Source organism: Shewanella sp. MF05960 (assembly GCF_050849305.1).
In the GTDB taxonomy this organism is placed as follows: domain Bacteria; phylum Pseudomonadota; class Gammaproteobacteria; order Enterobacterales; family Shewanellaceae; genus Shewanella.
The window spans coordinates 1-24,696 of the sequence record NZ_JBOZPS010000013.1; the positions used below are offsets into that span (position 1 = coordinate 1).

15 protein-coding genes are annotated in these 24,696 nt (G+C 42.6%); 7 read left to right on the plus strand and 8 right to left on the minus strand.

What is annotated here, in order from left to right:
• Positions 1–686: 686 nt before the first annotated feature.
• Complete coding sequence (locus ACROAE_RS13655) at positions 687–962, minus strand: HU family DNA-binding protein (RefSeq protein WP_432402638.1); 276 nt, start codon at positions 960–962, stop codon at positions 687–689.
• A 271-nt stretch (positions 963–1,233) separates the two neighbouring features.
• On the opposite strand from ACROAE_RS13655, the gene ACROAE_RS13660 reads away from it, so the two are divergent.
• The 3 genes from ACROAE_RS13660 to rplY all read left to right on the plus strand — a co-directional run bounded on the left by ACROAE_RS13660 (position 1,234) and on the right by rplY (position 3,898).
• The gene (locus ACROAE_RS13660) at positions 1,234–2,655 is read left to right on the plus strand and encodes a L,D-transpeptidase family protein (RefSeq protein ID WP_432402640.1); all 1,422 of its coding nucleotides are present in this window, start codon (positions 1,234–1,236) and stop codon (positions 2,653–2,655) included.
• 280 nt (positions 2,656–2,935) lie between these two features.
• Complete coding sequence (locus ACROAE_RS13665; protein ID WP_432402642.1) at positions 2,936–3,487, plus strand: DUF882 domain-containing protein; 552 nt, start codon at positions 2,936–2,938, stop codon at positions 3,485–3,487.
• 123 nt (positions 3,488–3,610) lie between these two features.
• Positions 3,611–3,898, plus strand: a complete 288-nt coding sequence (gene rplY / locus ACROAE_RS13670) for a 50S ribosomal protein L25 (RefSeq protein WP_432402644.1) — start codon at positions 3,611–3,613, stop codon at positions 3,896–3,898.
• Between the two features lie 152 nt (positions 3,899–4,050).
• Here rplY and tamB read toward each other — a convergent pair whose 3' ends face one another.
• Together tamB and ACROAE_RS13680 are read right to left on the minus strand one after the other, a co-directional pair.
• Positions 4,051–7,917: an autotransporter assembly complex protein TamB gene (gene tamB, locus ACROAE_RS13675; RefSeq protein ID WP_432402647.1), complete on the minus strand. Its 3,867-nt coding sequence runs from the start codon at positions 7,915–7,917 to the stop codon at positions 4,051–4,053.
• Entirely contained in the window at positions 7,914–9,704 is a 1,791-nt protein-coding gene (locus tag ACROAE_RS13680) for an autotransporter assembly complex protein TamA (RefSeq protein WP_432402831.1), read from the minus strand. Before ACROAE_RS13680 ends, tamB begins: the two co-directional genes overlap by 4 nt.
• Before the next feature lie 249 nt (positions 9,705–9,953).
• Here ACROAE_RS13680 and ACROAE_RS13685 point away from each other — a divergent pair, with 249 nt between their 5' ends.
• The 3 genes from ACROAE_RS13685 (at position 9,954) to hrpA (ending at position 15,484) form a co-directional block, all read left to right on the plus strand.
• Complete coding sequence (locus ACROAE_RS13685; RefSeq protein WP_432402833.1) at positions 9,954–10,949, plus strand: isoaspartyl peptidase/L-asparaginase family protein; 996 nt, start codon at positions 9,954–9,956, stop codon at positions 10,947–10,949.
• Between the two features lie 164 nt (positions 10,950–11,113).
• Positions 11,114–11,530: a CBS domain-containing protein gene (locus tag ACROAE_RS13690; protein WP_432402649.1), complete on the plus strand. Its 417-nt coding sequence runs from the start codon at positions 11,114–11,116 to the stop codon at positions 11,528–11,530.
• A gap of 78 nt (positions 11,531–11,608) precedes the next feature.
• Complete coding sequence (gene hrpA, locus ACROAE_RS13695; protein ID WP_432402651.1) at positions 11,609–15,484, plus strand: ATP-dependent RNA helicase HrpA; 3,876 nt, start codon at positions 11,609–11,611, stop codon at positions 15,482–15,484.
• 697 nt (positions 15,485–16,181) lie between these two features.
• Here hrpA and ACROAE_RS13700 read toward each other — a convergent pair.
• The 3 genes from ACROAE_RS13700 to ackA all read right to left on the minus strand — a co-directional run bounded on the left by ACROAE_RS13700 (position 16,182) and on the right by ackA (position 20,827).
• Positions 16,182–16,628: a hypothetical protein gene (locus ACROAE_RS13700; RefSeq protein WP_432402835.1), complete on the minus strand. Its 447-nt coding sequence runs from the start codon at positions 16,626–16,628 to the stop codon at positions 16,182–16,184.
• An 805-nt stretch (positions 16,629–17,433) separates the two neighbouring features.
• Positions 17,434–19,581 (minus strand): phosphate acetyltransferase, encoded by a 2,148-nt coding sequence (gene pta, locus ACROAE_RS13705; RefSeq protein WP_432402653.1) that lies wholly within the window; start codon positions 19,579–19,581, stop codon positions 17,434–17,436.
• A 43-nt stretch (positions 19,582–19,624) separates the two neighbouring features.
• The gene (gene ackA, locus ACROAE_RS13710; protein ID WP_432402655.1) at positions 19,625–20,827 is read right to left on the minus strand and encodes an acetate kinase; all 1,203 of its coding nucleotides are present in this window, start codon (positions 20,825–20,827) and stop codon (positions 19,625–19,627) included.
• A 212-nt stretch (positions 20,828–21,039) separates the two neighbouring features.
• Between ackA and yfbV the strand changes: the two genes are divergently transcribed.
• On the plus strand, positions 21,040–21,477 hold the full coding sequence (gene yfbV, locus ACROAE_RS13715; RefSeq protein WP_432402657.1) for a terminus macrodomain insulation protein YfbV: 438 nt from the start codon (positions 21,040–21,042) through the stop codon (positions 21,475–21,477).
• 53 nt (positions 21,478–21,530) lie between these two features.
• Here yfbV and pflA read toward each other — a convergent pair whose 3' ends face one another.
• Positions 21,531–22,268, minus strand: coding sequence for a pyruvate formate lyase 1-activating protein (gene pflA, locus ACROAE_RS13720; RefSeq protein ID WP_432402659.1), 738 nt, complete (start codon positions 22,266–22,268; stop codon positions 21,531–21,533).
• Between the two features lie 78 nt (positions 22,269–22,346).
• Positions 22,347–24,629 carry a formate C-acetyltransferase gene (pflB, locus tag ACROAE_RS13725; RefSeq protein WP_432402661.1) on the minus strand — a complete coding sequence of 761 codons (2,283 nt, stop codon included), beginning with the start codon at positions 24,627–24,629 and terminating at the stop codon, positions 22,347–22,349.
• Positions 24,630–24,696 lie beyond the last annotated feature (67 nt).

The following is a 24,696-nucleotide window of genomic DNA, read 5'->3' on the forward strand; positions in this document are numbered from 1 at the left end:
AATCTAGCGCGGAACTCATCGTGGAGCGGGTGGTAAAGCACCTAATGAAGACTCCGAATACATTAGCGCAAACCAACCTCGTTATCGAAAATATCATTTGCAATAACGAGGCGGACCATACATTTTTATGTCTGAAATTTGGGTTTTATCGTTAAGATTTAAAGCCCAAAGCAGCTCTGCTTGAACATCAGGCGTGCAAGCGCAAGTCTGGCCTCGGGTACCATTATTGATATTCGAGCGGCTAGCAATAGAGAGTGGTGTAAAAAAGCCTCAACATTAGTTGGGGCTTTTTTATGTCTGAAATTTGGGTTTTATCGTTAAGGTTTAAAGCCCAAAGCAGCTCTGGTTGAATATCAGGCGTGCAAGCGCAATTCTGGCCTCGGGTACCATTATAATCTCTATTTATAGAGAATTGTTTTGCGCTAAAATACGTTGACGCTGTTAATCAAAGGCCAGTTGCTTATGCTGCTGGTCTTTTTTATGTCTGATATTTGGAGTTTTGAACGGTAACGAGCGATGAGAGATAATGAGTCCAGATGCTAGGATGGACGTTTTCCTGCGAGTTCGCTACACGGCTATAAGGGCGAGTTATTTCAGTTATTCGAAGTAAGGCAGGATAGCCGCAGTTATAGTCACTAGCAGCGAAGCGCTCTAGCCGCTAGTGTTTATTACATTTAGTGTCTCGGCTAATCGTTTATCAATGCTTTTAATGCTGGTGAAGCTTTAAAGCTTGGCTGATTAAATCCTGCTATTTCCATCGCTTCACCCGTTTGAGGGTTTCGGCCTGTTTTAGGTAAATAGAAGCGTAATTCAAATGTACCAAATTGTGGGATATAAATTTTCTCGCCTTCCGCTAAACCTTGATGAATAACACGTAATATCTGTTCGAGATGCTGTTTCGTCTCAACTTGAGAGGTGTCCATTTTTTTTGCCATGGATTGGATGAGTTGCTTTTTATTCATAGGGATCTCTACTGCTTGAATGCGTCAAGCGCTCCTTATAACAATTCGAGATCTGTGTTCCTAGTTGTCTGTAGATAATTTAATGTTAACTGGCTATTTTTTATATAAATGATTGAAAATTGAACGTTGAAGTAACGCTTTGGTATTAACTTTTGTTGTTAAAATGTTTCTGTCATCCAAAGTAGGCCATTATTTGCAATAATGATTATATTCGTTTCACTGCAAGGGTAAACGTGACAATATTGAGGTGTCGAAGGCTATGGGGAACAGCATGTTGAGTCAAGCTGCGCGATCTATTCATATCAGTATCATCGGTGTATTACTCTTGTGTATATCGCCATCTTCTTTGGCGAGTGAACCACATCATTACGACAATCTCATCCAGCATCTGCAATTACAATATTTGGCTGAACCTACAGCGCAGCGAGCACAATACTTAGCGATATTACAATCGGGATCAGATGCAGAACAGCTAGAATACATCGACAGTATTCAACAAAGCGTCGCCACATTTTGGCATCAAAAACAGGTTCCATTGGCCTATGATACTTTAGACGATAGCGCGTCTGTTATTGCTAAAAATATTGCCCTCGAACCTGCAGTTGAAGACTACCTTGGCGTGATTAATTATCTACGAAAATTAATGTGGCTAACCCAAACACAAGACTGGGACGCGATTGAGCCCGGAGGATTGTTGCGACCTGGAGATGGCCATCCGAGTATTAAGCAAATTAACCAGCGTTTATGGTTACTTGGTGATGGCAATGAATACCTTGCCGATGAAGTGTTGTATTTACCTGCGCTAGCGCAAAGCGTGAAGCGTTTTCAATCTAGGCATGGGTTAACCTCTGACGCCGTCATTGGGCCTAAAACCTTATTTTGGCTCAATCAAACCCCGCTACAAAGAGCAACATTACTCGCTAAAAGTTTTGTCGAAAAAACCACCTATTTAAGCCAATTACCGCAACCCTATTTATTGATTAATATTCCGGCGTTTCAAATGGTATTAGTCGAGAACAATCAAGTGGTGTTGGCGTCAAAAGTGATTGTCGGTAAATCTTATCGGCAAACGCCGGTTATGACAGGGCAAATCTCTAATATCATTATTAACCCAACATGGACTGTGCCGAGGCAACTGTTACGCCAGGATATTTTGCCGCAAATCCAATCAAATGGTCATTACTTTAATGACAGACATTTTGATGTGTTTGATTTTGAAGGTAATAGAGTCGATAAAACCCCACAACAATGGCAACAGGCGGCTGTAGGGCGTTTTCCTTACCGTGTGGTGCAACGCCCTGGTGGTGATAATGCGTTAGGCCGTTATAAATTCCATTTTAATAATGACCAAAGTATTTATTTACATGACACGCCAAGCAAATCATTGTTTTCAAGATCCGACAGAGATTTGTCGTCAGGTTGTGTACGGATTGAAAAAGTACAACAACTTGCCGATTGGTTTGCTAACCATTTAGTTATTGATAAGCGTACCTGGAGCCGATTGCAGAACAATTACACCAAAACACAATGGTTTGCTTTATCGGACACATTACCAGTGCACATGGTGTATTGGCGCGCTTGGGTGGATGATGAACATGTTGCACAATACCGCGATGATATTTACCAATTAGCTCCGGTTACTCCCGTGAATTTATTAAGTCAAAAAACGCAACCTCAAGCACGAGTTCAATAATGCATCATCATTGTGAAACCACATAAAACCCTAGCTGATGAAGTAAAGTTAATTATTGTCTATTTTACTCATAAGCACTTGAGGCACATCACACTCCTGTATTTTTACTGTGTGTTTATTGCACAGTAAAAAATATCCCCACTTGCATTTATAGTCATTAATGTTTAATTTACTGGTCAGTTGGATAAAAAACCAACAATGGTGCTTATGCCCATTGTGAAGATGAAATCGTGCTTTAAGCCGATAAATTATGTAAATCTATAAATTAAGTGGTGTAAAAATGACAATTGAGTGCCTAACTCGTCGACAAATTTTATTAGGCTTAAGCGGTGTCGCTGTAGCAACAATGCTACCTAACACCGCGCAAGCAAGCCGTTCTACTCATGGTGTTAAAGACCTTCATTTTTTTAATCGCCATACTGGTGAAAGAAGTCAAGGTAGCTTTTGGATTGATGGCCAATATCAAGCTGAAACGTTGACTGATTTTAATCAAGTATTACGCGACCATCGCCAAAATGTGGCGGCACCGATTGATAAACGATTATTTGAGTATTTGTATAAATTACAGCTTACCTTAGATAATCAAGACGAAATCCATGTAATCTCTGCTTATCGTTCACCTAAAACGAATCAAATGCTGGCATCGAAAAGTAACGGTGTCGCTAAAAAAAGTTATCACATGAAAGGCATGGCAATGGACATTGCTATTCCGGGTGTGAGCACTAAAAACCTTCGTGATGCAGCAGCTTCATTAAAATTAGGTGGAGTGGGTTTTTATCCTCGAGATGGTTTTATTCATGTTGATTGTGGTCCCGTAAGGCGTTGGGGTTAATAGTCTTTATATCTTCTTGTGAGATGTAGGTAGCTATGGTATTATTCGCGCGCTTTATTTGAGTCATCGTTGGTCGAAAATGATGACGCCTTTATACTTTATTATTTATTAAGTGAGTGACTAATGTCTTACACAATCAACGCACAAACCCGCACTGAAATCGGGAAAGGTTCGAGCCGCCGCCTACGTCATGCTGGTCAAGTGCCTGCTGTAATCTATGGCCCAAGCAATGAGCCTGTATCAATCAAGTTTGAACACAAAGACATCATTAACATCCAGTTAAACGATGACTTCTACACTACTGATTTAACTATCGCTGTAGAAGGTAAAGAAATCAAAGTACGTGTACAAGCTGTACAGCGTCACGCTTTCAAGCCAATGATTGAACACATTGACTTCAAATTTGCTTAATCGCTAATTTGAAAAAAAGCGCCTAAGGGCGCTTTTTTTGTGTCTTAATTTTATGCTGGCACCTGGCACCTGGCACCTGGCACCTGGCACCTAGCACTTAAAGCAACACCTGGATCCCCAATATAAGCATTTGGGGACGGAGCCTAGCACCTCTAGTCGATTTCGAAGCTGTAATAGATGTCTAACGACTGGCTTAAGGTGCTCGATACACTCTCTAAATACAGCTGCGATAACAAGTAGTAACGCACCGTCATTTCATAACCTGGGTTAAAGACGCCCACACCGTATTTGATCATGAGATCTTCGCCAATATAACCACTAACAGCCACTTTACCGTCATCGTTAGTATCGAGCTGTACATTAGAAAAACCAAACTTTTCAATCAACCCTGTCGCAGTGCTGCCTATGCTATTCATGGCGCCACCGTCAAATTGGGCTCCTAAGCTAAGTGCCGCTCCCATCATTAGTGAGTTACTTTGCTCGCTTGAGGTAGAGGTGAAACCTTTACCTGTGAGAATGTAAGATAACACCTCGGCTTGTTCTTTGGCGGGATTAGAGAACAGCGTGACGACAGGACGCATTGGGGTACCCGTTACCCTAACACCCGCGGTGATGTCTTCATCTTTAATGTCTCGAGTGGCTTCAATATTAAGATTAGGCACACTTGTTGGGCCAACAAACTGCACTTCACCGGTATCAATGGTGAGAGTTTGCCCCATAAATTTATAGGTCCCTTTAGTCACCTTAATATCACCAAATAACATAGGCGGTTTAAAAGCCTGCTGCTTTAGCGCTAAGTTACCTTGCAGCTTACCCTTTAAGCCCATGCCATCGATAGTGAGGTTTTTACCCACATTAACATTGATGTCTGCGGTAATAGCATAAGGACTTGTTTTAACGATTTGTTCAGAAATCGAATCATTAAAGACCACATCATTTGATACCGCAACGCCACCTTCTGCGAGTGGCACAATCTTGATTTGCCCAGAAGGCACATTGACTTGACCTTTAACGGCAAACAATTGTTGATCAAATGTCATATTAATGTCCGGAGAGACATTTAAAATGGCCATCGGTGGCTGAATAACCGCTAAATTACTGCCTTTAATGTTGATGTCGCCGCTAAAGTTTCCTTGCGGCCAGGCGAGGGTGCCTTGTGTTGCCACTTCGCCATCGCCCATATGCCATTGGCCATTTAGTTGGCCTTGCTGGCCCTCAAGGGCTAAAGATAAGTACAACTTATCGATGAGTGTGGGATTGCTCGACAATGCAAAAGCACCGTCACTTAATTTAATATTACCCGAAACACTTGGGTCCATTAACGAACCGGCAAGTGTTAGTCGGCTCGATAATAACCCCTCTAACGTAGCAAGCCGCGGGAAAAACTCACCAAAGGGGGCAAGATTTAACTCATTAATATTAATATCCCCTTGCAAGGTTCTGTCTGGTGTAATGTTCACACTCAGCTGGCTTTGCCAGTTTGCAATACCAGAGGAATCAAAGCTCAACGTACTCGTGACCTGTTTTTCATCCAGTGTGGCTCGCAGTAATAGTTGTTGATAATCGATACTCACGGGCTTGGTTTTTGCTCGAGTTAAGGTAATGTTGCCAGGCATTAAAGTAAATTGTAAATCGGCGGTTGGTTTTTTACCTTTAGCCCAATTGATTTGACTGGTTAACGCTGCTTGCCCATCCCAGGTGATTTTTTTAGACAGAACAGGTGCCAGTAATTGCCCAGGATTGCCACTGAAGTTAATGTTGGCTTGGCCTGTGCTGCCTAAGCTAATGTCGTTTACCAGACAGAGTTTATTGTGTGGGTGCACTAAACAAAAACGGCTAATATTACCGCGTTGTTTTACTTGGTCCCAATCAAAGGTAATCGGTGTGTCTTGTTGCCATGCTCCGAGCACATTTGACAGGTTGAGTTGGGTAAACTTACCATTAAATTGTTGCTTGTCGAGATTGCTGTTAGTCGCTAATTGCGTGTTGATTACCACGTCACCTTGGGTGGTTAAGGTGGTTTGTTGTTGCTGTTGGTCACCTTCGCTCACGAGGGTTAATTGACTCAACTTATTATTGTTCCAAAATAATAAGCTGTTTTTGAGTGCTACTCGATAGCGGTGCTGCTCAAATGGACGGTAGTTTGCTACTAGCGTGGTATTGTCTATTTTACTGCCGTTATAGCTGAATTTATTAACTTGAGCATCAACATCGACAATCGGATTGGCGCTATTGCCACTGACATCAACCTTAGCAAAAATATTACCTCGACCGCCCGGCAGCCATTGGCTTAAATCAGGCACACTCAGTTCAGCGTCAATATCCCAAAGGGTATCGGCAGTACCGTTAATCAGTAAGTTAGCACCAAGTGCGTTGGCTTGAAGATTGTCTGCATTAATGGCAAATGCCTGGTTAATGGCAATATTACCTTGTAAATTTAACGGGTAGCCATTGAGCCTGCCGGTTAAGTTTGCCTGTTCAATGGCGACTTTCCAGTCTTTAGCGCCAATATTGCCCTGGCTGGAAAAGGTACCACTGAATTGACTTTTGAGCGGGTTAAATTGAGTCAGATAGTCAATATGCTGCAATTGAATATTATCAGTGCGCACATTGGCTTGCCACACAACATTATCTTTATAAGAAAGTTGTCCATCTAAGTCGATATTGCCCGCAATAGATTGAATATTAAGCGTCTTAATTGTTAATTGTTGTTGGCGGTTATCAATGTCGGCACGAACAATAAGGTTAGGGTTAAAAGGTGTTGTCAGTTGGCCCTCAAGTTTAGCCACTTGATCGCTTAGGTTGCCGTTACTGGTAAATTGCTTGATTTGCGCAATGTATTCAGGTTTTTGTAAGGGCCATTGCAAATAAGCATCATTTAAGCTGACTTGATAAGCGAGTTGCTTAGACGTTAAGTCGATGGTTGACGCTAATGTAAAAGCGTTGCTGCCTTTTGCTATTGCATTGATATTGAGTTGGCTTAAGTCTTGAGTTAAATCGAGTCTTAATGTTTGCTTGGCCAGCCCAGGGACCTCGGTCACATGGTCAATATTGGCTTGCAGCTTTAACGTCAGCGGGTAATGGTCTAAAAAGGCAATATCGCCAATCACATTCACATCACCATAGTCATGTTGAATATCAAGTTGGGTGATACCTAATTGATATTGACGAAAACTTGCCGCTAACACTATGTGGCTAAAATTATCTTGACGCTCAGCAATATTCAGTTGCGTGTCAACGGCTTCAAATTGTTTCACTTTTATCGGAAAAGGCATAAAGATGGCCGGTAACTTTGCTAAAGGCCAATCATTATTTTTTTCAGCTGTATGTGTATCGGGACTGTCGTTCTTTGTGGAGGGAATATTAACCACCAACCCCTGGCTGGTTAAGGTTTCTATTTGCAAACCACTGTCATTCCAAATGGCTTCTGTGGCAAGTTGGTCTGCGTGATAACTCATGTGGTTAACGGTGACATCAACTCGGCTAAACTGGGCTTTATTAAGGCTAATACTTATCGGCAGCGTCAGTTCTTGCGGGGTATCATCCGCGATTTCTGGTGCGCTTGGCTCACTGGCTGGAATATTGTCCGTGACAATATCTACTTTGAGTTTGCTTGCCGATAGATTCGTCACACAAATTTGCTGGTTGATAAGGCAGGTGGGTACCCAATCAAGCTCAACATCCTTAGCTTCGACTTGAATGCCTTTCATTGCCCATGATAGGCGATGTAATTTGAGGTCATTGTTAAGGGTACCAGATTGATATTCTAAGCCGATATCGCTGACTAATTTATCGACCAACATCACCGTGATTTTACTGCCAAACGGTGTGCCTATCGACACTGCTACGAGCATTAAGATGATTAAAGGCACATAGATTAAAATACGGGTATAGAGCTTAAAATTGCGCCACAGTTTAGCTTGAATACTCAAGGGGGCAGGTGGTATTTTGGTCGAATTAGCTTGTGCTTTAGGCGTTTCGTCTGGGTTTTGTGCGTTTGGTGTATTGTTGTCTATCATAACTCTGTCCCCATGGTGAGATGGAAACGGAATGAGCGCGCTACGGTTTCGGTTTCTTTTAACCCAAAACCTAAATCAAGTTTAATTGGCCCGATTGGCGATATCCAATGGACACCACCGCCCACCGCAACCACTGGCTCGAGTTGTCCGGTGTCAAAGGCATTACCCGCATCAACAAAGCTGGCGACGCGCCACGTTGGGGTTAAGTAATACTGATATTCTAGGCTGCCAATAGCTAAATATCGTCCACCAACAACTTGGCGCGATATGCCACCATCGCTGTTTGTGTAGTCAATATAGGGGCCAAGTTCTTGGTAGCTGTAACCGCGAATACTTTGATCTCCACCGGCAAAGTAGCGCAGTGACGGCGGAATAAAACTAATGTCATCTCTACTGGCAATGTTTGCGCCTAAATCGAGGCGTGCGACAAAACGGTGTTTATCAAAAAAGGTTTCAATCCATTTAAACCGTGCTTGAAAACGTGCTAAGCGAATGGTTGAACCCAGTGATGGGTCTGCATATTCCATGCTGTATGTTTGTCGAAAACCCGATTTTGGATCCAAGGTGTTGTCACCGCGAACCGTTTTAGTGAGGTTATAGCCCATTAATAAAAATCGTGGATCGTACTCGGTATCAAGTTGCTCATAAAACTCCCGAATCGACTCAATTGAGTAACCGTATAACCAATTACTTTCAGAGCGTTGTTGACGAGAAAGCCCAATTAAATATTTTTTAGACTCTAATTCGCCCGTATTGTCGAACGAGCGGCTTTCTTCATCATAGTCTTGGGTCACGCCGTAAGTGTCACGTAATATGCCCAATTTAATTTTCAGTTGGTCATCTAATGGGTGACTCAGTGGAATGGTATAGGTTGTTAATATTTTAGGCCTATCTGGTGACCACTCAGCGCTGGTTTCTTGATAATGGCCATAACGGTTTATTTGTGGCGTGCGCCACGTGACTCGCACTCGAGGCTCAAAGGTGTCTTCGGTGCTATTGCCGATATCAGCACCTAAGCCGACCTCAATTAAGTGGCTTGGCCTTGGGCTTAGCTCCACTTTTATCGGCACCACGCCATCGCTGATTTTATCTATTTGAGGCAATACTTTTATGTTACTAAAGTAGCCTGTATCGAGCAGGTTACGGTTAAATTCGGTAAGTTGTTGTGTGGCATAAGGCGCGTCAGCATCAAACGGGATTAATGCTTCAATAACATCATCATTCAGCGTGCTGCCTGCAAAATCAACGTCACCAAATAAGTAACGCTTGCCTGAGTCAAATTGAATATTGATTTGCGCGGTATTAAAGTCGCGGTTAATGCTAATTTCAGATTTAGTGTAGCGACCATCAAAATAACCACGCGCTAACGCTAACGTGACTAATTGAGATTTTAAAGCATCGTAAACACCGTGATTTAGGATATCGCCGGGTTTAATTTTGAGACTGTTTAACCACAATGCAAACCTGTCATCTTGCAGCATATCGCCGCTAAAATTGATGTCGACCCACTGAATGATAACGGGATCCCCTGTGGTGATATTGAGGTTAAGCTTCCAAGGGCCTGATTCGGTTTCTTGTACGTCAATATCAATAATGCCATGGTAATAACCCATGGATTCTAAAGCGTCTTGAGTATTGTCATCAACGGTAAACAAAAAGGCTCTGCGCTGCACGCCAGATTCAGGCAGGGTACCTAAATGGGCGGTAATATTTTTTTCAAGCTTTTTACTGACACCATCAATACGAACGTTAAGCCAACTATTCTCGGCAAGCACAAAGCCTGACATCAATAGGGTCAACGAGAATAACAATAACTGGCTAAGTTTAAGTCGTTTAGAGGACAAATTAGGCAAATTTTCCAAAAATAGGGCTAATGATGCTTGTCACCATATCAATATGACTATTGTCGCTATAAAGATGAAAAGTCGCAACAATATGATTGTAATAACATGGATAAATGGTTACAAAGATATACGCCTTTCAAGGACTTGCCGATCATGAATAAATTATATTTAACAATAGCGCTGTGTTTAGGGATGACTTCAGCACAGGTCATAGCACAAGACAACAGCCCTTTTTCGATTGCGATACACGGTGGTGCGGGCACCATTAATGCTGCTGATTTAACGGCTGAACAAGAAAAAGCCATCAGAGATAAGTTAACTCAAGCCATTGATAGTGGCTATGATGTGCTGCAAAACGGTGGCGACAGTATCGAGGCCGTTAAAGCGGCGATTAACATTTTAGAAAACAGCCCGTTATTTAATGCTGGTGTTGGTGCGGTATATACCTTTGATGGCGGCCATGAACTTGATGCTTCTATCATGGACGGTAAAACATTAAATGCAGGTGCCGTTGCAGGGGTAAAACACATTAAAAACCCGATTGATTTGGCCATTACCGTCATGCAAAAGTCACCTCATGTCATGCTATACGGTGAGGGCGCGGAAGAGTTCGCCCTGACTCAGCAGTTCAATTTAGTGGCAAACAGTCATTTTGATACACCGCATCGTTATGCCCAACTACTTGATGCTAAAGCCAGTATTATTAATGCCGAGCAAACTAATGGCGGCGATTATCAAGCGTCAGTAAACCAATTACGCGACAATTATAAATACGGAACTGTAGGTGCTGTTGCTCTGGATAAACAAGGCAATTTAGCCGCAGGCACTTCAACCGGCGGCATGACCGCGAAGCGTTTTGGCCGTATTGGTGATTCACCGGTTATCGGCGCAGGAACCTATGCTGAAAATGGTGTTTGTGCAGTATCGGCGACAGGTCATGGTGAATATTTTATTCGTTACCATGTTGCCGGTGATATCTGTGCCAAAGTGAAATACCAGCAAAAAGGGATTATTCAAGCCGCTGACGAGGTGATTAATCAAACCTTGGTGAATGCAGGTGGTACCGGTGGTGTAATTGCTATCGACAAGCAAGGTAATATTGCTACACCATTTAACACCAGTGGTATGTACCGGGCCAGTCGAGTTCATGGTCAAGCCGCAAACGTGATGATTTGGCGAGATAAATAATAGTCAGCAATAACATGACAAATGTGAGCAACATAGCCGACTAACATAATCGTGTAATTTTACTGTCCAGTTAACCAATCTTGACTAAACTTAATGGGTATTGATAACAATCGTACAAATTAAGTTTATTTCGCACGTGAGTCATTTGTGCACTTGGGGGTAATATGGATTCGATAAAAATTAAAGACCACATGGATAGACGTCCAGTTTTATTAACCGCAAATATGTCATTAGCCATTGCTGTAGAGCAGTTACTGGCGAGCAATAAAAGTGGTGCTCCTGTTGTGGATGCAAAAGGGGAGTTAATGGGTTTTCTATCACAGCAAGATTGCTTAGCTGTGATGCTTAAAAGCAGTTACCACTGCGATATGACCAGTACCGTGGCCGATTGCATGAAAAGCCCTGCATTGACGGTTGCACCAGATGACAGCATTTTAGCGTTAGCTGAACAAATGCTTGGTGCTAAACCTAAAATTTATCCTGTAGTGAGCAGTGGTAAAGTGATTGGCACCATTAACCGTACCAATGTACTGAACGCAATGAATACCTATATGCAGCAATGCTACTTATCTCCGGCATAACAATCGTCAAAATCATTATCATTATGCTGTTTTCCTTGCTAGGATCGCTTTTTTTCGATGTAAGCAAGGGAATCAGATTTGAATTCGGACCTTCACCCGCTCTCTAAGGCGTATCTCAATCTTTGTTATCAAACCGATGCGGCTAAAATCCGTCGTCGCTTATTTCGTATTAATAAAGAGGCTGAGTCTGAAAAAAAATCTCAAACCTTAGCCCAGCTTACAGAGGCTGCAAAACAAGCTTACGCTAAAGCGCAGCAACGTTTGCAATCAAGACCTGTCATTAATTACCCAGACGAGCTGCCTGTTTCGCAAAAGCGAGAAGACATTGCCTCTGCTATTGCCAATAACCAGGTGGTGATTGTTGCAGGTGAAACAGGCTCGGGTAAAACCACTCAGTTACCTAAAATTTGCTTAGAATTAGGCTTAGGCACTCGCGGGCTTATAGGCCACACTCAACCGCGCCGTTTAGCGGCCCGAAGTGTTGCAAATCGCGTTGCTGATGAGCTCAACAGCCCACTTGGGGACGTCGTTGGTTTTAAAGTGCGCTTTGCCGATGCCATTAGTGATAACACTTATATCAAGTTAATGACTGATGGTATTTTATTAGCTGAACTCACCTCAGATCGATTTTTAAATCAGTACGATGCCATCATTATCGATGAAGCTCATGAGCGCAGTCTTAACATTGACTTTATCTTAGGCTACTTAAAACAAGTCCTCAAAAAACGCCCTGATTTAAAAGTCATTATCACCTCGGCGACCATCGATGTAGACCGTTTCTCAAAGCATTTTGACAATGCTCCCGTGATTGAAGTGTCAGGGCGTACCTATGAGGTTGAAACTCGATACCGACCGCTGGTGCGTGATAATGATGCCGATTTAGATATCAGTGACGGTATATTTTCCGCAGTTGATGAGCTGATTGCTGAAGGCCCCGGCGATATTTTGATTTTCATGAACGGTGAGCGCGAAATTCGTGACACTGCCGATTTACTGCGTAAACAACAATACCGCGACACAGAGATTTTACCGTTATATGCGCGTTTGTCTTACGGCGAGCAGTCAAAAGTGTTTAAAAGCCATATTGGCAGGCGGATTGTGTTAGCCACTAACGTGGCTGAAACGTCATTAACGGTACCCGGTATTCGCTATGTGATTGATCCTGGTACTGCACGAATTAGTCGTTATAGTTACCGCACTAAAGTGCAGCGTTTGCCGATTGAGCCGATTTCTCAAGCCAGTGCTAATCAGCGCCAAGGCCGTTGTGGCCGTGTAGGGCCTGGTATTTGTATTCGTCTTTATGATGAAATGGACTTTATTCAACGTCCTGAGTTTACCGATCCTGAAATTTTGCGCACTAACTTAGCTTCGGTTATTTTACAAATGCTGGCGATTGGATTGGGTGATATTGCCGGTTTTCCGTTTATTCAGCCGCCAGATCAAAAACACATTCGCGATGGTTTTTTACTGCTCGAAGAATTACAAGCCGTTACAAAGCAGCGCAACGATTTAGTGCTTACCCCACTGGGTAAAGATTTAGCCAAAATACCGCTTGATCCACGCTTAGCCAGAATGGTCATCGAAGCCAATAAATTAGGTTGTTTGCATGAGGCGTTAGTGATTACCTCGGGCTTATCCATTCAAGATCCGCGCGAGCGTCCCATCGATAAAAAGCAAGCTGCAGATGAGTGTCATCGTCGCTATGCCGATAAAGATTCAGACTTTGTCAGTTGGGTTAAACTGTGGGATCACGTTAAAGATCAAAAGCATGAGTTGTCGGCCAGTCAGTTTAGAAAACAATGTCGAGATGAATACTTAGCGTATTTACGCGTACGTGAATGGCAAGACTTATACACACAGGTGAAACAAGCTGTCCACGAACTTAAATGGCGTGTGAGTGACAATGTCGCCAGTTATGAGCAATTACATAAAGCCATATTGTCTGGCTTATTAAGCCAGATTGGCTTTAAAGGCGAAAACAACGAGTATTTAGGTGCCCGTAACCGTAAGTTCTTTGTGTTCCCTGGCTCACCTTTAGCTAAAAAGGGCCCTAAATGGATAATGGCTGCCGAGCTCACAGAAACATCACGTTTATTTGCCCGTTGCTGCGCTAAAATAGAACCTGAATGGGCAGAGTCTCTCGCCGCACATTTAGTGAAGAAGAACTACCTCGAACCTCATTTTGAAGCCAAAGCGGGCAGCGTTGTCGCACTTGAAAATCAAGTGCTATACGGCTTAATTATTGTGAATCGCCGCCGTGTGCAATATGGCCCAATTGATGGCGTTGAAGCTCGCGATATTTTTGTGCGCAGCGCTTTAGCAGAAGGACAGTTGCAAACCAAAGAAGCGTTTTTTGTTAATAACCAAAAACTGCTTAACGACATCGAATCACTCGAGCATAAATCGCGCCGCCGAGATATTTTGGTCGACGAGCAAGTGCTGGTGGATTTTTATGAACCCCTTATTCCAGCAGGTATTTATAACGCGCCATTGTTTTTTGCTTGGTGGAAAAAAGCCCGTCAACACACCCCAGATTTATTAGATTACAGCAAAGCATTATTAATGCAGCGCAGCGCCGATCATATTTCAGCGTTGGACTTTCCAGAAGTATGGCATAAAGCCAATTTAGCTTTAACAGTGAGTTATCACTTTGAACCTGGCAATGTCGACGACGGGGTGTCGGTGCATATTCCTGTTGCGTTGATCAATCAAATCGACGACAGCGATTTTGATTGGTTAGTCCCTGGGCTGCGTGAAGAAAAGCTGGTGGCATTGATTAAGTCTTTGCCCAAAAACTTACGCCGTAATTTTGTGCCAGCGCCTGATTATGCTCGCGCCTGTTATCAAGCAATGAAACCATTTGAACTGCCGATGCTCGACTCGATGTGCAAGCAATTGCTGCGCATGAGTGGTGTGCGGATTTCAGCTGACGATTTTGATTTAACCCAAATCACTGAACATCTTAAAATGAATTTTAAGATTGAAGATGATCAAGGTCGCTTAGTGGCTCAAGGGCGAGATTTAGAAACGTTGAAAGGGCAGTTGCAAGGCGTGGTTGCCAAAGCGATACGTAAAGTGGCTGATAAGGGCATTGAACAGCAAGCTATCACCAGTTGGACATTTGGTGATTTGCCAGTGCAATATCAGCAACGTAAAGGCAACTACGAGGTTAAAGCGTATCCGGCCCTTATCGACAATAAAACCGATGTGTCAATTAAGCTATTTGATGATGAGCATGAAGCGAAACGTCATCATCGAGTAGGGTTACGTCGGTTATTGCTAATCAATATTCCGTCGCCCGTTAAACACTTGCAACAAGCGTTACCCAATAAAGCTAAACTCGCAATGTACTTTAATCCATTTGGCCAAGTGCAAATATTGATTGAAGATATCATTAATGCGGCTGTGCAACAGTTACTCGATCAAAAGCAGTTAGATATTCGTAATGAGGCGCAATTTGAACAAGCCAAAGAGTGGGTGCGCCAAGAACTTAATCCAACGGCTGAACAAATAGCCTTAAACGTTGAACAGGTGTTAACCATTTACCAGCGGATTAAAAAACGCTTAAAGGGCAAAATTAGTTTAGATATTGCCTTTGCAATGAGTGACATTCAAACGCAACTAGATAGCTTAGTGTATAAAGGGTTTGTCGAAGATTGTGGTTGGCAACGCCTAGCTGATGTAGCCAGATACCTTAAAGCGATTGAAAACCGGCTTGAAAAGTTACCCGTAGATCCTACGCGAGACCGTTTGCATATGCATAGTATCAGTAAGGTACAAGAGACACTGACGGCACAACTCGCCAAAGTGCCACGTTCGCAACCAGTGCCTGAGTTGTTAATTGAAGCAAGGTGGATGATAGAAGAGTATCGAGTATCATGTTTTGCTCAAGTATTGGGCACTGCATATCCTATTTCAGAAAAACGTATTCTTAATCATATCAGTCAAGTTTAAACCGTTATTATGCTCAAAAAAAGCCGATGCACTGCATCGGCTTTTTTGTTTATCGATGAAAGACTTTCAGTTTTTCCTCTATAAAACACTGTTTTCTGTGTTTTTAAGCTGTTTTCTCATTCAAAACTGAAAGTTTTTCGTAATTTGTCGGTGGTTAAGGTTTGAAAGTCGCATGAGTATTGATATACTCTCCGGCAAGAAGAAAGTGATTGTGCTTTTCTCTCTGTTAGGTAAATGTCACCCCCCAGAGACAAAGTAATGTTATCGACACTATGCTACTAGCACGATGTCATTAAGATTAAATTGTTGAAAAATAAGACAGGTCTTCCCCCTACAAAACGACCTAAAGAAGATTGGAGTTATTATGGAAGTTCATGAATACGAAAATGCTTACTATCAAGTAAAAGATGACGTGTTAGAGTCTTTACCTTCTGACGAAGAATAAGACATTTGAACGAGCATATTAATGTACTGACCTGTGCGTCATCGCATTAAATACTCCGACACCGAATATAAAAATAGCAGCCTAGGCTGCTATTTTTATTGGCTATTAGCTATCAGCATAGCGATAAAATTTAAGCCGGACTTAGTTGTAAAAGACGACTCCACCAAGACCGGGTTAATTTGACTGTCGATGACAATGTCTATTGCAACATCAATTATAGTGTTGATTGTAAAGGAACTATCCGGCTCTGTATTAACGTTCGATTCTGCCTTTTTCCGGTAGAATTTCGACAATCACCCAAGTGCTGCCTTTTTTGTGCAAACGTATTGTGCGGTCATCTATCCATTGTCTACCGCCTTTTAATCCTTCCATCTTAACGACAACGGTAACGTCGTCAGTAAATTTTCGGAAAAAGTCGATATCAATTTCATCGATCGACATAGTGACATCTTTCATTGATAAACCCAGTACATGACGTTGCACTGCTGAAGCAATATGGTAATGCTCCATCACTTCTTTTATGTCGGGTGCGACAAACTGTTTGGCGCTTTCTACATCGTTATCAATATAAATCGCTTGAAAAAAGCCGAGTGACACTTGCTCTGGACTCATTTTGAGTTGCGGCGCATCTTCTGGTGATTGTTCACATGCACTGACAAAGAAGAGTAATAGTAGGGTAAGGAAAGAAATCGGTTTTATGTTTAACATCGGCGAATGACTACTCAATATTTAGATTTATTATATTAACTTAGTATCTCGGTTTATGGCTGGAGTGACAAGCTTAGTGGTTATTTAATTGTTTAAGTGTGTAAAAGCTAGGCACTGAGTTAATGGGTAAGTGCAGCTCATTGTGATATCTCCTCCTTATATAAATGCTGCCAATAGTGAGTGGCTGGGCAATCCGAGTTATTCACTTACTACCCCACTCGCATACCCATTCATAAGATGATGGTTTTACTCGCTGCACTTTAATCGATTTGCATTTATACCCATCCGCATCAATAGGTGACATGAGGTGAGTCGTGATTTTGGGTGCAAAAAAATATTAGTATCACTTAAATTAAACGCTGGGCAGTTATATTTTGCGCAGTTAGTCACTATTTCTGTGGCTTAGCGGTACATTTACTTGACGATTCAAACAGCGCGTGTCATATATGAATATATTAGTTAATTAGATCATATTTGATCGCTACGTTAATGCAGTAAACGTGGCCTATTGACCGTGATGCTTGTCGTTGTAGTTTTATAACGAATACAGGCGTCAAAAAAGTTAATGTTATCCACAGAATCTGTGGACAAGTTTGTTGATGACTGTGAGTTGTTATTTTAACTCACTGTAAAGTATATTGTTTTTTTTGCGGTTAAAAAGTGCCGCTTCTGTAGTTATGCGTCAATTTCAATCTTAGTTTTAGTTTACTGTCGCAAAGAAAATGACAATAAAAAATTGTAATAAAAAAGCACTGATAATGATCAGTGCTTTTTTTTGCTACATTTTCAGTTACCGCTACTTTTTGCTGTTTTGCGCAGCTTGAATAGCCGTTAATGCGATGGTGTAAACGATATCGTCAACTAATGCGCCACGAGACAAGTCATTTACAGGCTTGGCCATGCCTTGTAGCATTGGGCCAATACTGATCAAGTCAGCACTTCGCTGTACCGCTTTATACGTTGTATTACCGGTATTTAAGTCTGGGAATACAAACACGGTTGCTTTACCAGCCACAGGGCTGTTTGGCGCTTTAGACATTGCCACATTTGGCATTACCGCTGCGTCGTATTGTAATGGGCCGTCGATGATCAAGTCAGGGCGCTTTTCTTTCGCGATTCGAGTCGCTTCACGCACTTTATCCACATCTGAACCAGTACCTGAGGTACCTGTAGAGTAGCTAATCATCGCTACACGAGGCTCAATCCCAAATGCTTTTGCAGATTCTGCTGACTGAATAGCGATATCAGCAAGTTGTTCAGCATCTGGATCAGGGTTAATCGCACAGTCACCATAAACCAACACTTGATCTGGCATCAACATGAAGAAAATTGATGACACTAAGCTTGAGCCTGGAGCGGTTTTAATTAACTGCAATGGTGGGCGGATTGTGTGAGCCGTTGTATGTATAGCCCCAGACACAATACCGTCTACTTCATTTTCAGCTAACATCATGGTACCCAGTACCATGTTATCTTCTAGTTGCTCACGGGCTACCACTTCAGTTAACCCTTTACTGCGACGCAACTCAAGCATCGGTGCTACGTATTTTTCACGAATGCTTTCTGGTTCTATAATCTCAATGCCGTCACCTAAAACAACATCTTGTTGTGACGCTACACGTAAAATTTCTTCACGGTTACCGATTAATACACAACGAGCAATACCGCGTTCTGCACAAATAGAGGCAGCTTTAATGGTTCTCGGCTCTTCACCTTCAGGTAGCACAATGGTTTTACGTGCTGCACGCGCAAGCTCAGTAAGCTTATAACGGAAGGCAGGTGGCGACAAACGATGCTCACGTGGAGAGTCTTGAGTCACACTCTCAATCCAGGTTTGATCAATATGGCTAGCCACGTATTCTTGCACACGCTCAATACGCACAGCATCATCAACAGGCACTTCATGATCAAAGCGTTGAATATTAAGCGATGTTTGCCAGGTGTTAGACTCAATTAAAAATACAGGCAAGCCGGTTTCAAAGGCTTGTTCACAGAGCTTCATCACTTCTGGCTCTGGCTGGTATCCTCCGGTAAGTAAAAGGGCACCAATTTTTACGCCATTCATTGCAGCAAGACAGGCCGATACGATGACATCCGAACGGTCGCCAGAAGTCACCAGTAATGAGTTGGCTTTAAAATGCATCAACATGTTTGGAATGCTGCGGGCACAAAATGTCACGCGGCGCATACGGCGAGTGTGCATTTCACCTGCATTAATGATTTTAGCATTTAAGTGTTTAGCTAAATCAGAAGCGCGAGGCGCAATCAGTTCTAAATTGTATGGCACACTGCCTAAAATACGCAGCGGACTTTTACCCGGCAATTGGAACATGCCTGAGCTGTCAGTCGCATGAATTTGTTTATCATCAAATACTTCAGATAAATCTGGGCGTGTACGACCTTCATCATCTACTGGCGCACCAATTTTGTTGATGACGGCACCGATAAGACGTTTATTTTTTTGCCCACCCCAAGAGTTGTAAGCAATTTCTAGACGGTTCATTAAACCATTTGGGGTGTCAACACCTGGCGTGGCGATAAAAATCACGTCGGCATCAAGTGCTTTAGCGATTTCATAATTGATGTCGTCAGCAAAAGGGTGGCTACGTGTTGGCACTAAACCTTCAATGATGAGGGTTTCAGTATTGCTTGCACATTCCGCCGCGCGAGCAATAATTTGCTCCATTAATACATCTTGCTGCTCAGAGCGGATTAACGCTTCAGCATGTTCCATGCTGTACGGCTCTAAAGGATTTACTGAAGGCGATGTACTTAAAATAGTGGTTGAACGTTCAGGCCCTTTGTCACCAGAGCGAATTTGTGCAATAGGTTTAAAGAACTGCACTTTAACGCCTTTACGTTCTAAGGCGCGAACCATCCCTAAACTCAGCGAGGTTAAACCAACGCCAACACCAATGGGAATAAGCATAATATTACGAGACATGAAGACCTCTTAAATATGGGTTAATCAAAAAACAATATCTTGGTTATTTTACGGCTATTAACTTCATAGCATCTTCAGCGATAACCCATTCTTCATTCGTTGGGATCACCATTGCAATTGTACTACCTGCTTTAGTAATTACACCTTGCTGACCAAAACGGGCAGCTTTGTTGAGTGTGTCGTCAACGTTAAAGTTGAAGATCTCAAGTAAGTTAAGCACTTTTTCGCGAATAAGATTGGAGTTTTCACCGATGCCGCCTGTAAAGATAACGGCGTCTAGGCGGCCTAATGGCACTGTGTATGATGCAATGTACTTGGCTAAACGGTAACAGAAAATATCTAAGGCTAACGTAGCGCCTTTATGGCCGTCCTCATAACCTTCTTCGATGCCACGACAATCATTAGTTAGCTCTGAAATGCCCAATAAACCACTTTGTTTGTTAAGTAAGTTATTCACTTCATCCAGGGTGTAACCCAGTTGCTTCACTAAGTGGAAAATGATTGACGGGTCTAGATCACCACAACGAGTGCCCATGACTAAGCCTTCTAATGGGGTTAAGCCCATTGATGTGTCAACGCTTTTTCCGCCTTTAATCGCCGTCACTGAAGCACCATTGCCCAAATGAGCACAAATGACATTGGTGTCTTTAATGTCTTTACCTAATACTTTTGCAGCTTCGCGGCTCACAAATAAGTGGCTGGTACCATGCATGCCATAACGGCGGATACCGTGCTCGCGATAGAGCTTGTATGGAAGGGCATACACGTAGGCTTTTTCTGGCATTGATTGGTGGAATGCGGTATCGAACACTGCGACTTGCGGTAGCGCTGGGAACGAGGCAATAGCAGCACGAATACCAATTAAGTGAGCAGGGTTGTGCAAAGGAGCAAGTGAAGCACAATCTTCAATGCCTTGAATGACTTCTGGGGTAATGATGACAGAGCGAGTGAATTTTTCGCCGCCGTGAACGATGCGGTGACCAATGGCTTTAATTTGTGCGGCCAATTGTGGCTGTTCGGCTAAAATTTTATCAACGATAAATTCAACTGCTTCACGGTGAGCGGTAAATGCACCGAGTTTCGCTTCGTTTTTGCCGCCATTAAATTTCCATTTAATGCGTGAATCTTCTAAACCAAAACATTCCGCAAGACCAGAAATTTGTTCATCGCCTGATTGGGCATCAATGATGGCAAATTTTAATGAAGAGCTACCGCAGTTGAGCACGAGTACTAATTTGTCTGACATGTTAACGCCTTATAAGTCAATGAAACTAAATGAAATAATAAAATCCATTTTGGCTAAGGTTTATGATCATTCATAAACTTCACACTGAGTGTTCTTACCGAATTGATTGCTGCTGCAAAGCGCGACCAATCCAACAGTGTATTTTTGTCAATACACTGTATTATGTTACTGTTAATTCCATGTACTAGGCTGTTTAGGTACCCATATTGAACATGAATTTGATTACGTTATTTGCTGATGGTCGTCGTTATATGAAGACCTGGCCAATGGTGCGACAACTGGGGCTGTATTTCCCTGAATATCGAGTCGTCAAGGCTACCCAATTAGCCATGATATCGATGCCAGTGCTTGGCATTATTGCTGCTTCGAGCCAGCTGTATGTTTTAGGTTGGAGCTTTTTACCGCAAGCCATCACTGTATTACTTTTTTTTATTAGTTTGCCTATACAAGGTTTGCTGTGGCTTGGATGGCGAGCTCGCCACCCATTACCATTGTCTTTATTCGATTGGGGCAATCAACTCAGTTCAGCATTGACTGAGATGGGGGTTGCTTGCCAACCTCTTGGTGCCAAGGCCTGTTACCTAGACATGGCCACCATTTTAAAACTCGCTTTTGAACGTTTAGACCGACAATATTGGGATGAATTATAAGTCATCTTTTGCTTAAGCGGTCGCTAATTTAGTGCTGTTGACCACAATCTTGTTTAATATGTCGCTTTTATGCCACGGTCTAAAAACACTTGCTGTATTTGTTGCATTGTTTGTGCGCTTGGCGCACTCACATTGGCTAACGTGTAATCGTCACCATATGACTGCCACTTGTGTTCACCTAATGCGTGATAAGGCAGTAATTCTACTTTTTCAACGTTTTGCATTGGCTTAATAAATTCGGCTAATTCAATTGCAGACTCAACATCTTCAGTAAATCCAGCTACCACCACGTAACGTATCCAGGTTTTAATGTTGCGTTTGGCAAGGTATTGAGCAAATTGTAAGGTGCGATGATTACTGACTTTGGTTAAATCGATGTGCTTGGCATCATTCATTTGTTTAATATCGAGCAGGACTAAATCGGTATTGTCGAGCAGTTCGTCTATGACAGGTTCGTATTTACGCACAAACCCATTAGTGTCTAAACAAGTATGAATGCCCTGAGCTTTGCAGGCTTGGAACAGCTCGCTTACAAATTGCGCCTGGAGTATGGCTTCACCACCACTGGCTGTAATACCGCCGCCACTGGCGTCTAAGAAAGGTTGATAATCAACCAGCTGGCTCATTATGTCGTCAACTGAAATGAGTTTGCCGCCATCTAGATCCCATGTATCACGATTATGACAATACTGGCAGCGCATTAGGCAACCTTGCATAAAAGCGATATAGCGGATACCCGGTCCATCAACTGTACCGAAAGATTCCACTGAATGTATGCGACCTAACGTCATGGTTGTTCCTTAAATGTCGATAAAAAAAAGGCTGTATCGAGAGTGTTGATTCTTCGATACAGCCAATTTTAGCAGAGACTACAGACCTTTAGTGAAAGTACGCGTGATAACATCTTGCTGCTGTTCAGGCGTCAGTGCATTAAAGCGCACTGCGTAACCTGACACACGGATGGTCAATTGTGGGTATTTATCTGGGTTCACAATGGCATCTTCAAGCATTTCACGGTTCATCACGTTAACGTTTAAGTGTTGGCCACCTTCACGATTTGGTTTGCTAACAAAATAGCCATCCATTAATGATGCTAAGTTTGTACGGCGACCCATGTCATCTTTACCTAGTGCATTTGGCACGATAGAGAAGGTATAAGAGATACCGTCTTGAGCGTGGGCAAAAGGCAGTTTAGCAACCGATGTTAGTGAAGCAATTGCGCCATTTTCATCACGGCCATGCATTGGGTTAGCACCTGGAGCAAATGGTGCACCAGCGCGACGACCATCAGGGGTGTTACCGGTTTTCTTACCATAAACCACGTTAGAGGTGATGGTTAAGATTGACTGTGTTGGAATTGCATTGCGATACATTTTCTTATCGCGAATTTTAGCCATAAAGCGTTCAACTAAGTCACAGGCAATGTCATCAACTCGTGGGTCATTATTACCAAATTTTGGATAATCACCTTCGATATCAAAGTCAACTGCAATACCGTCTTCGTCACGAATTGGTTTAACTTTTGCGTATTTAATCGCAGACAATGAGTCAGCTGCAATCGATAAACCGGCAATACCACAGGCCATAGTACGGCGAACATCGCGGTCATGCAGGGCCATTAATGCAGATTCATAAGAGTATTTATCGTGCATAAAGTGAATGGCGTTTAGCGCTGTCACATAGTGAGTCGCTAACCAATCCATTAAGCCGTCTAAGCGAGACATGACATCATCAAACTCAAGTATTTCAGAGGTAATAGGTTCTGCTTTTGGTGCAATTTGTTTTTTCAGTTTTTCGTCAACGCCACCGTTGATGGCATAAAGCATCGTTTTAGCTAAGTTGGCACGAGCACCGAAGAACTGCATGTGTTTACCGACAATCATAGGGCTCACACAACAAGCGATAGCGTAATCGTCAGACTCAAAGTCAGGGCGCATTAGGTCATCGTTTTCATATTGAATAGAGCTGGTGTCAATAGACACTTTGGCACAGTAGCTTTTAAAACCTTGTGGTAATTTTGTTGACCATAATACGGTGATGTTTGGCTCTGGACTTGCCCCCATATTGTATAAGGTGTGCAAGAAACGGAAGCTAGACTTAGTCACTAATGTACGACCATCAATGCCCATACCAGCAATTGATTCTGTTGCCCAAATAGGGTCGCCTGAGAACAATTCATCGTATTCAGGAGTACGTAAGAAACGCACCATACGGAGTTTCATCACGAAATGGTCAACCATTTCTTGTGCTTGTTGTTCTGTTAATAAACCACTTTTGAGGTCACGTTCAATAAACACATCGAGGAAAGTCGATGTACGACCTAATGACATTGCCGCACCGTTTTGGCTTTTTACTGCAGCAAGGTAGCCAAAATAAGTCCATTGAATGGCTTCTTTGGCATTTTTAGCGGGTACAGAAATATCACAACCGTACTTAGCGGCCATGGTTTTCATTTGGCCTAGTGCACGATGTTGCTCTGAAATTTCTTCACGAAGCTGGATAACACTTTGTAAATCATCACCCGCTTCCATTTGAGCTTGTAATGACGCAAATTGGTTAAACTTATCTTGCATTAAATAGTCGATACCGTATAACGCGATACGACGGTAATCACCAATAATACGACCGCGGCCATATGCGTCAGGTAAACCGGTTAAGATACCTGATTTACGACATGCCATGATTTCAGGTGTGTATACATCAAACACACCCTGGTTGTGGGTTTTGCGTAATTCTGAATAAGTATATTGCACGTCAGCGTTGAGCTCGCGGCCATAAGCCTGGCAAGAACCTTCAACCATGCGAATACCGCCGTTAGGTAACATTGCGCGTTTTAACGGCGCTTCTGTTTGTAAACCGACGATAGTTTCAAGATCTTTGTTGATGTAACCAGCATCGTGCGACGTAATCGTCGACACCATGTCTGTATCGAAATCGACAGGGGCGTGAGTTTGGTTTTCTAATTTGATGCCTTCCATTACTTTATCCCATAGCGATAAAGTAGCATCAGTAGCACCTTCTAAGAATGACTCGTCACCCTCATAAGGAGTGTAGTTTTTCTGGATAAAGTCACGTACGTTAACTTCAGTTTTCCAATCGCCTGCTACGAAACCTTCCCACGCGTTGGCAAATAGTTCGGTTTTATCTGTCATTTACTTAACCCTCTGGTTGTTTAACTACGGATTCGATTGCAAGTGAAACTGGCGTTGTTATCCGTTG

Coding starts and splice junctions, on each gene's coding strand:
- ACROAE_RS13655 (WP_432402638.1), bottom strand. CDS start 962: ATGAATAAAAAGCAACTCATCCAATCCATGGCAAAAAAAATGGACACC.
- ACROAE_RS13660 (WP_432402640.1), top strand. CDS start 1,234: ATGTTGAGTCAAGCTGCGCGATCTATTCATATCAGTATCATCGGTGTA.
- ACROAE_RS13665 (WP_432402642.1), top strand. CDS start 2,936: ATGACAATTGAGTGCCTAACTCGTCGACAAATTTTATTAGGCTTAAGC.
- rplY (WP_432402644.1), top strand. CDS start 3,611: ATGTCTTACACAATCAACGCACAAACCCGCACTGAAATCGGGAAAGGT.
- tamB (WP_432402647.1), bottom strand. CDS start 7,917: ATGATAGACAACAATACACCAAACGCACAAAACCCAGACGAAACGCCT.
- ACROAE_RS13680 (WP_432402831.1), bottom strand. CDS start 9,704: ATGTCAGGCTTTGTGCTTGCCGAGAATAGTTGGCTTAACGTTCGTATT.
- ACROAE_RS13685 (WP_432402833.1), top strand. CDS start 9,954: ATGACTTCAGCACAGGTCATAGCACAAGACAACAGCCCTTTTTCGATT.
- ACROAE_RS13690 (WP_432402649.1), top strand. CDS start 11,114: ATGGATTCGATAAAAATTAAAGACCACATGGATAGACGTCCAGTTTTA.
- pta (WP_432402653.1), bottom strand. CDS start 19,581: ATGTCTCGTAATATTATGCTTATTCCCATTGGTGTTGGCGTTGGTTTA.
- ackA (WP_432402655.1), bottom strand. CDS start 20,827: ATGTCAGACAAATTAGTACTCGTGCTCAACTGCGGTAGCTCTTCATTA.
- yfbV (WP_432402657.1), top strand. CDS start 21,040: ATGAATTTGATTACGTTATTTGCTGATGGTCGTCGTTATATGAAGACC.
- pflA (WP_432402659.1), bottom strand. CDS start 22,268: ATGACGTTAGGTCGCATACATTCAGTGGAATCTTTCGGTACAGTTGAT.
- pflB (WP_432402661.1), bottom strand. CDS start 24,629: ATGACAGATAAAACCGAACTATTTGCCAACGCGTGGGAAGGTTTCGTA.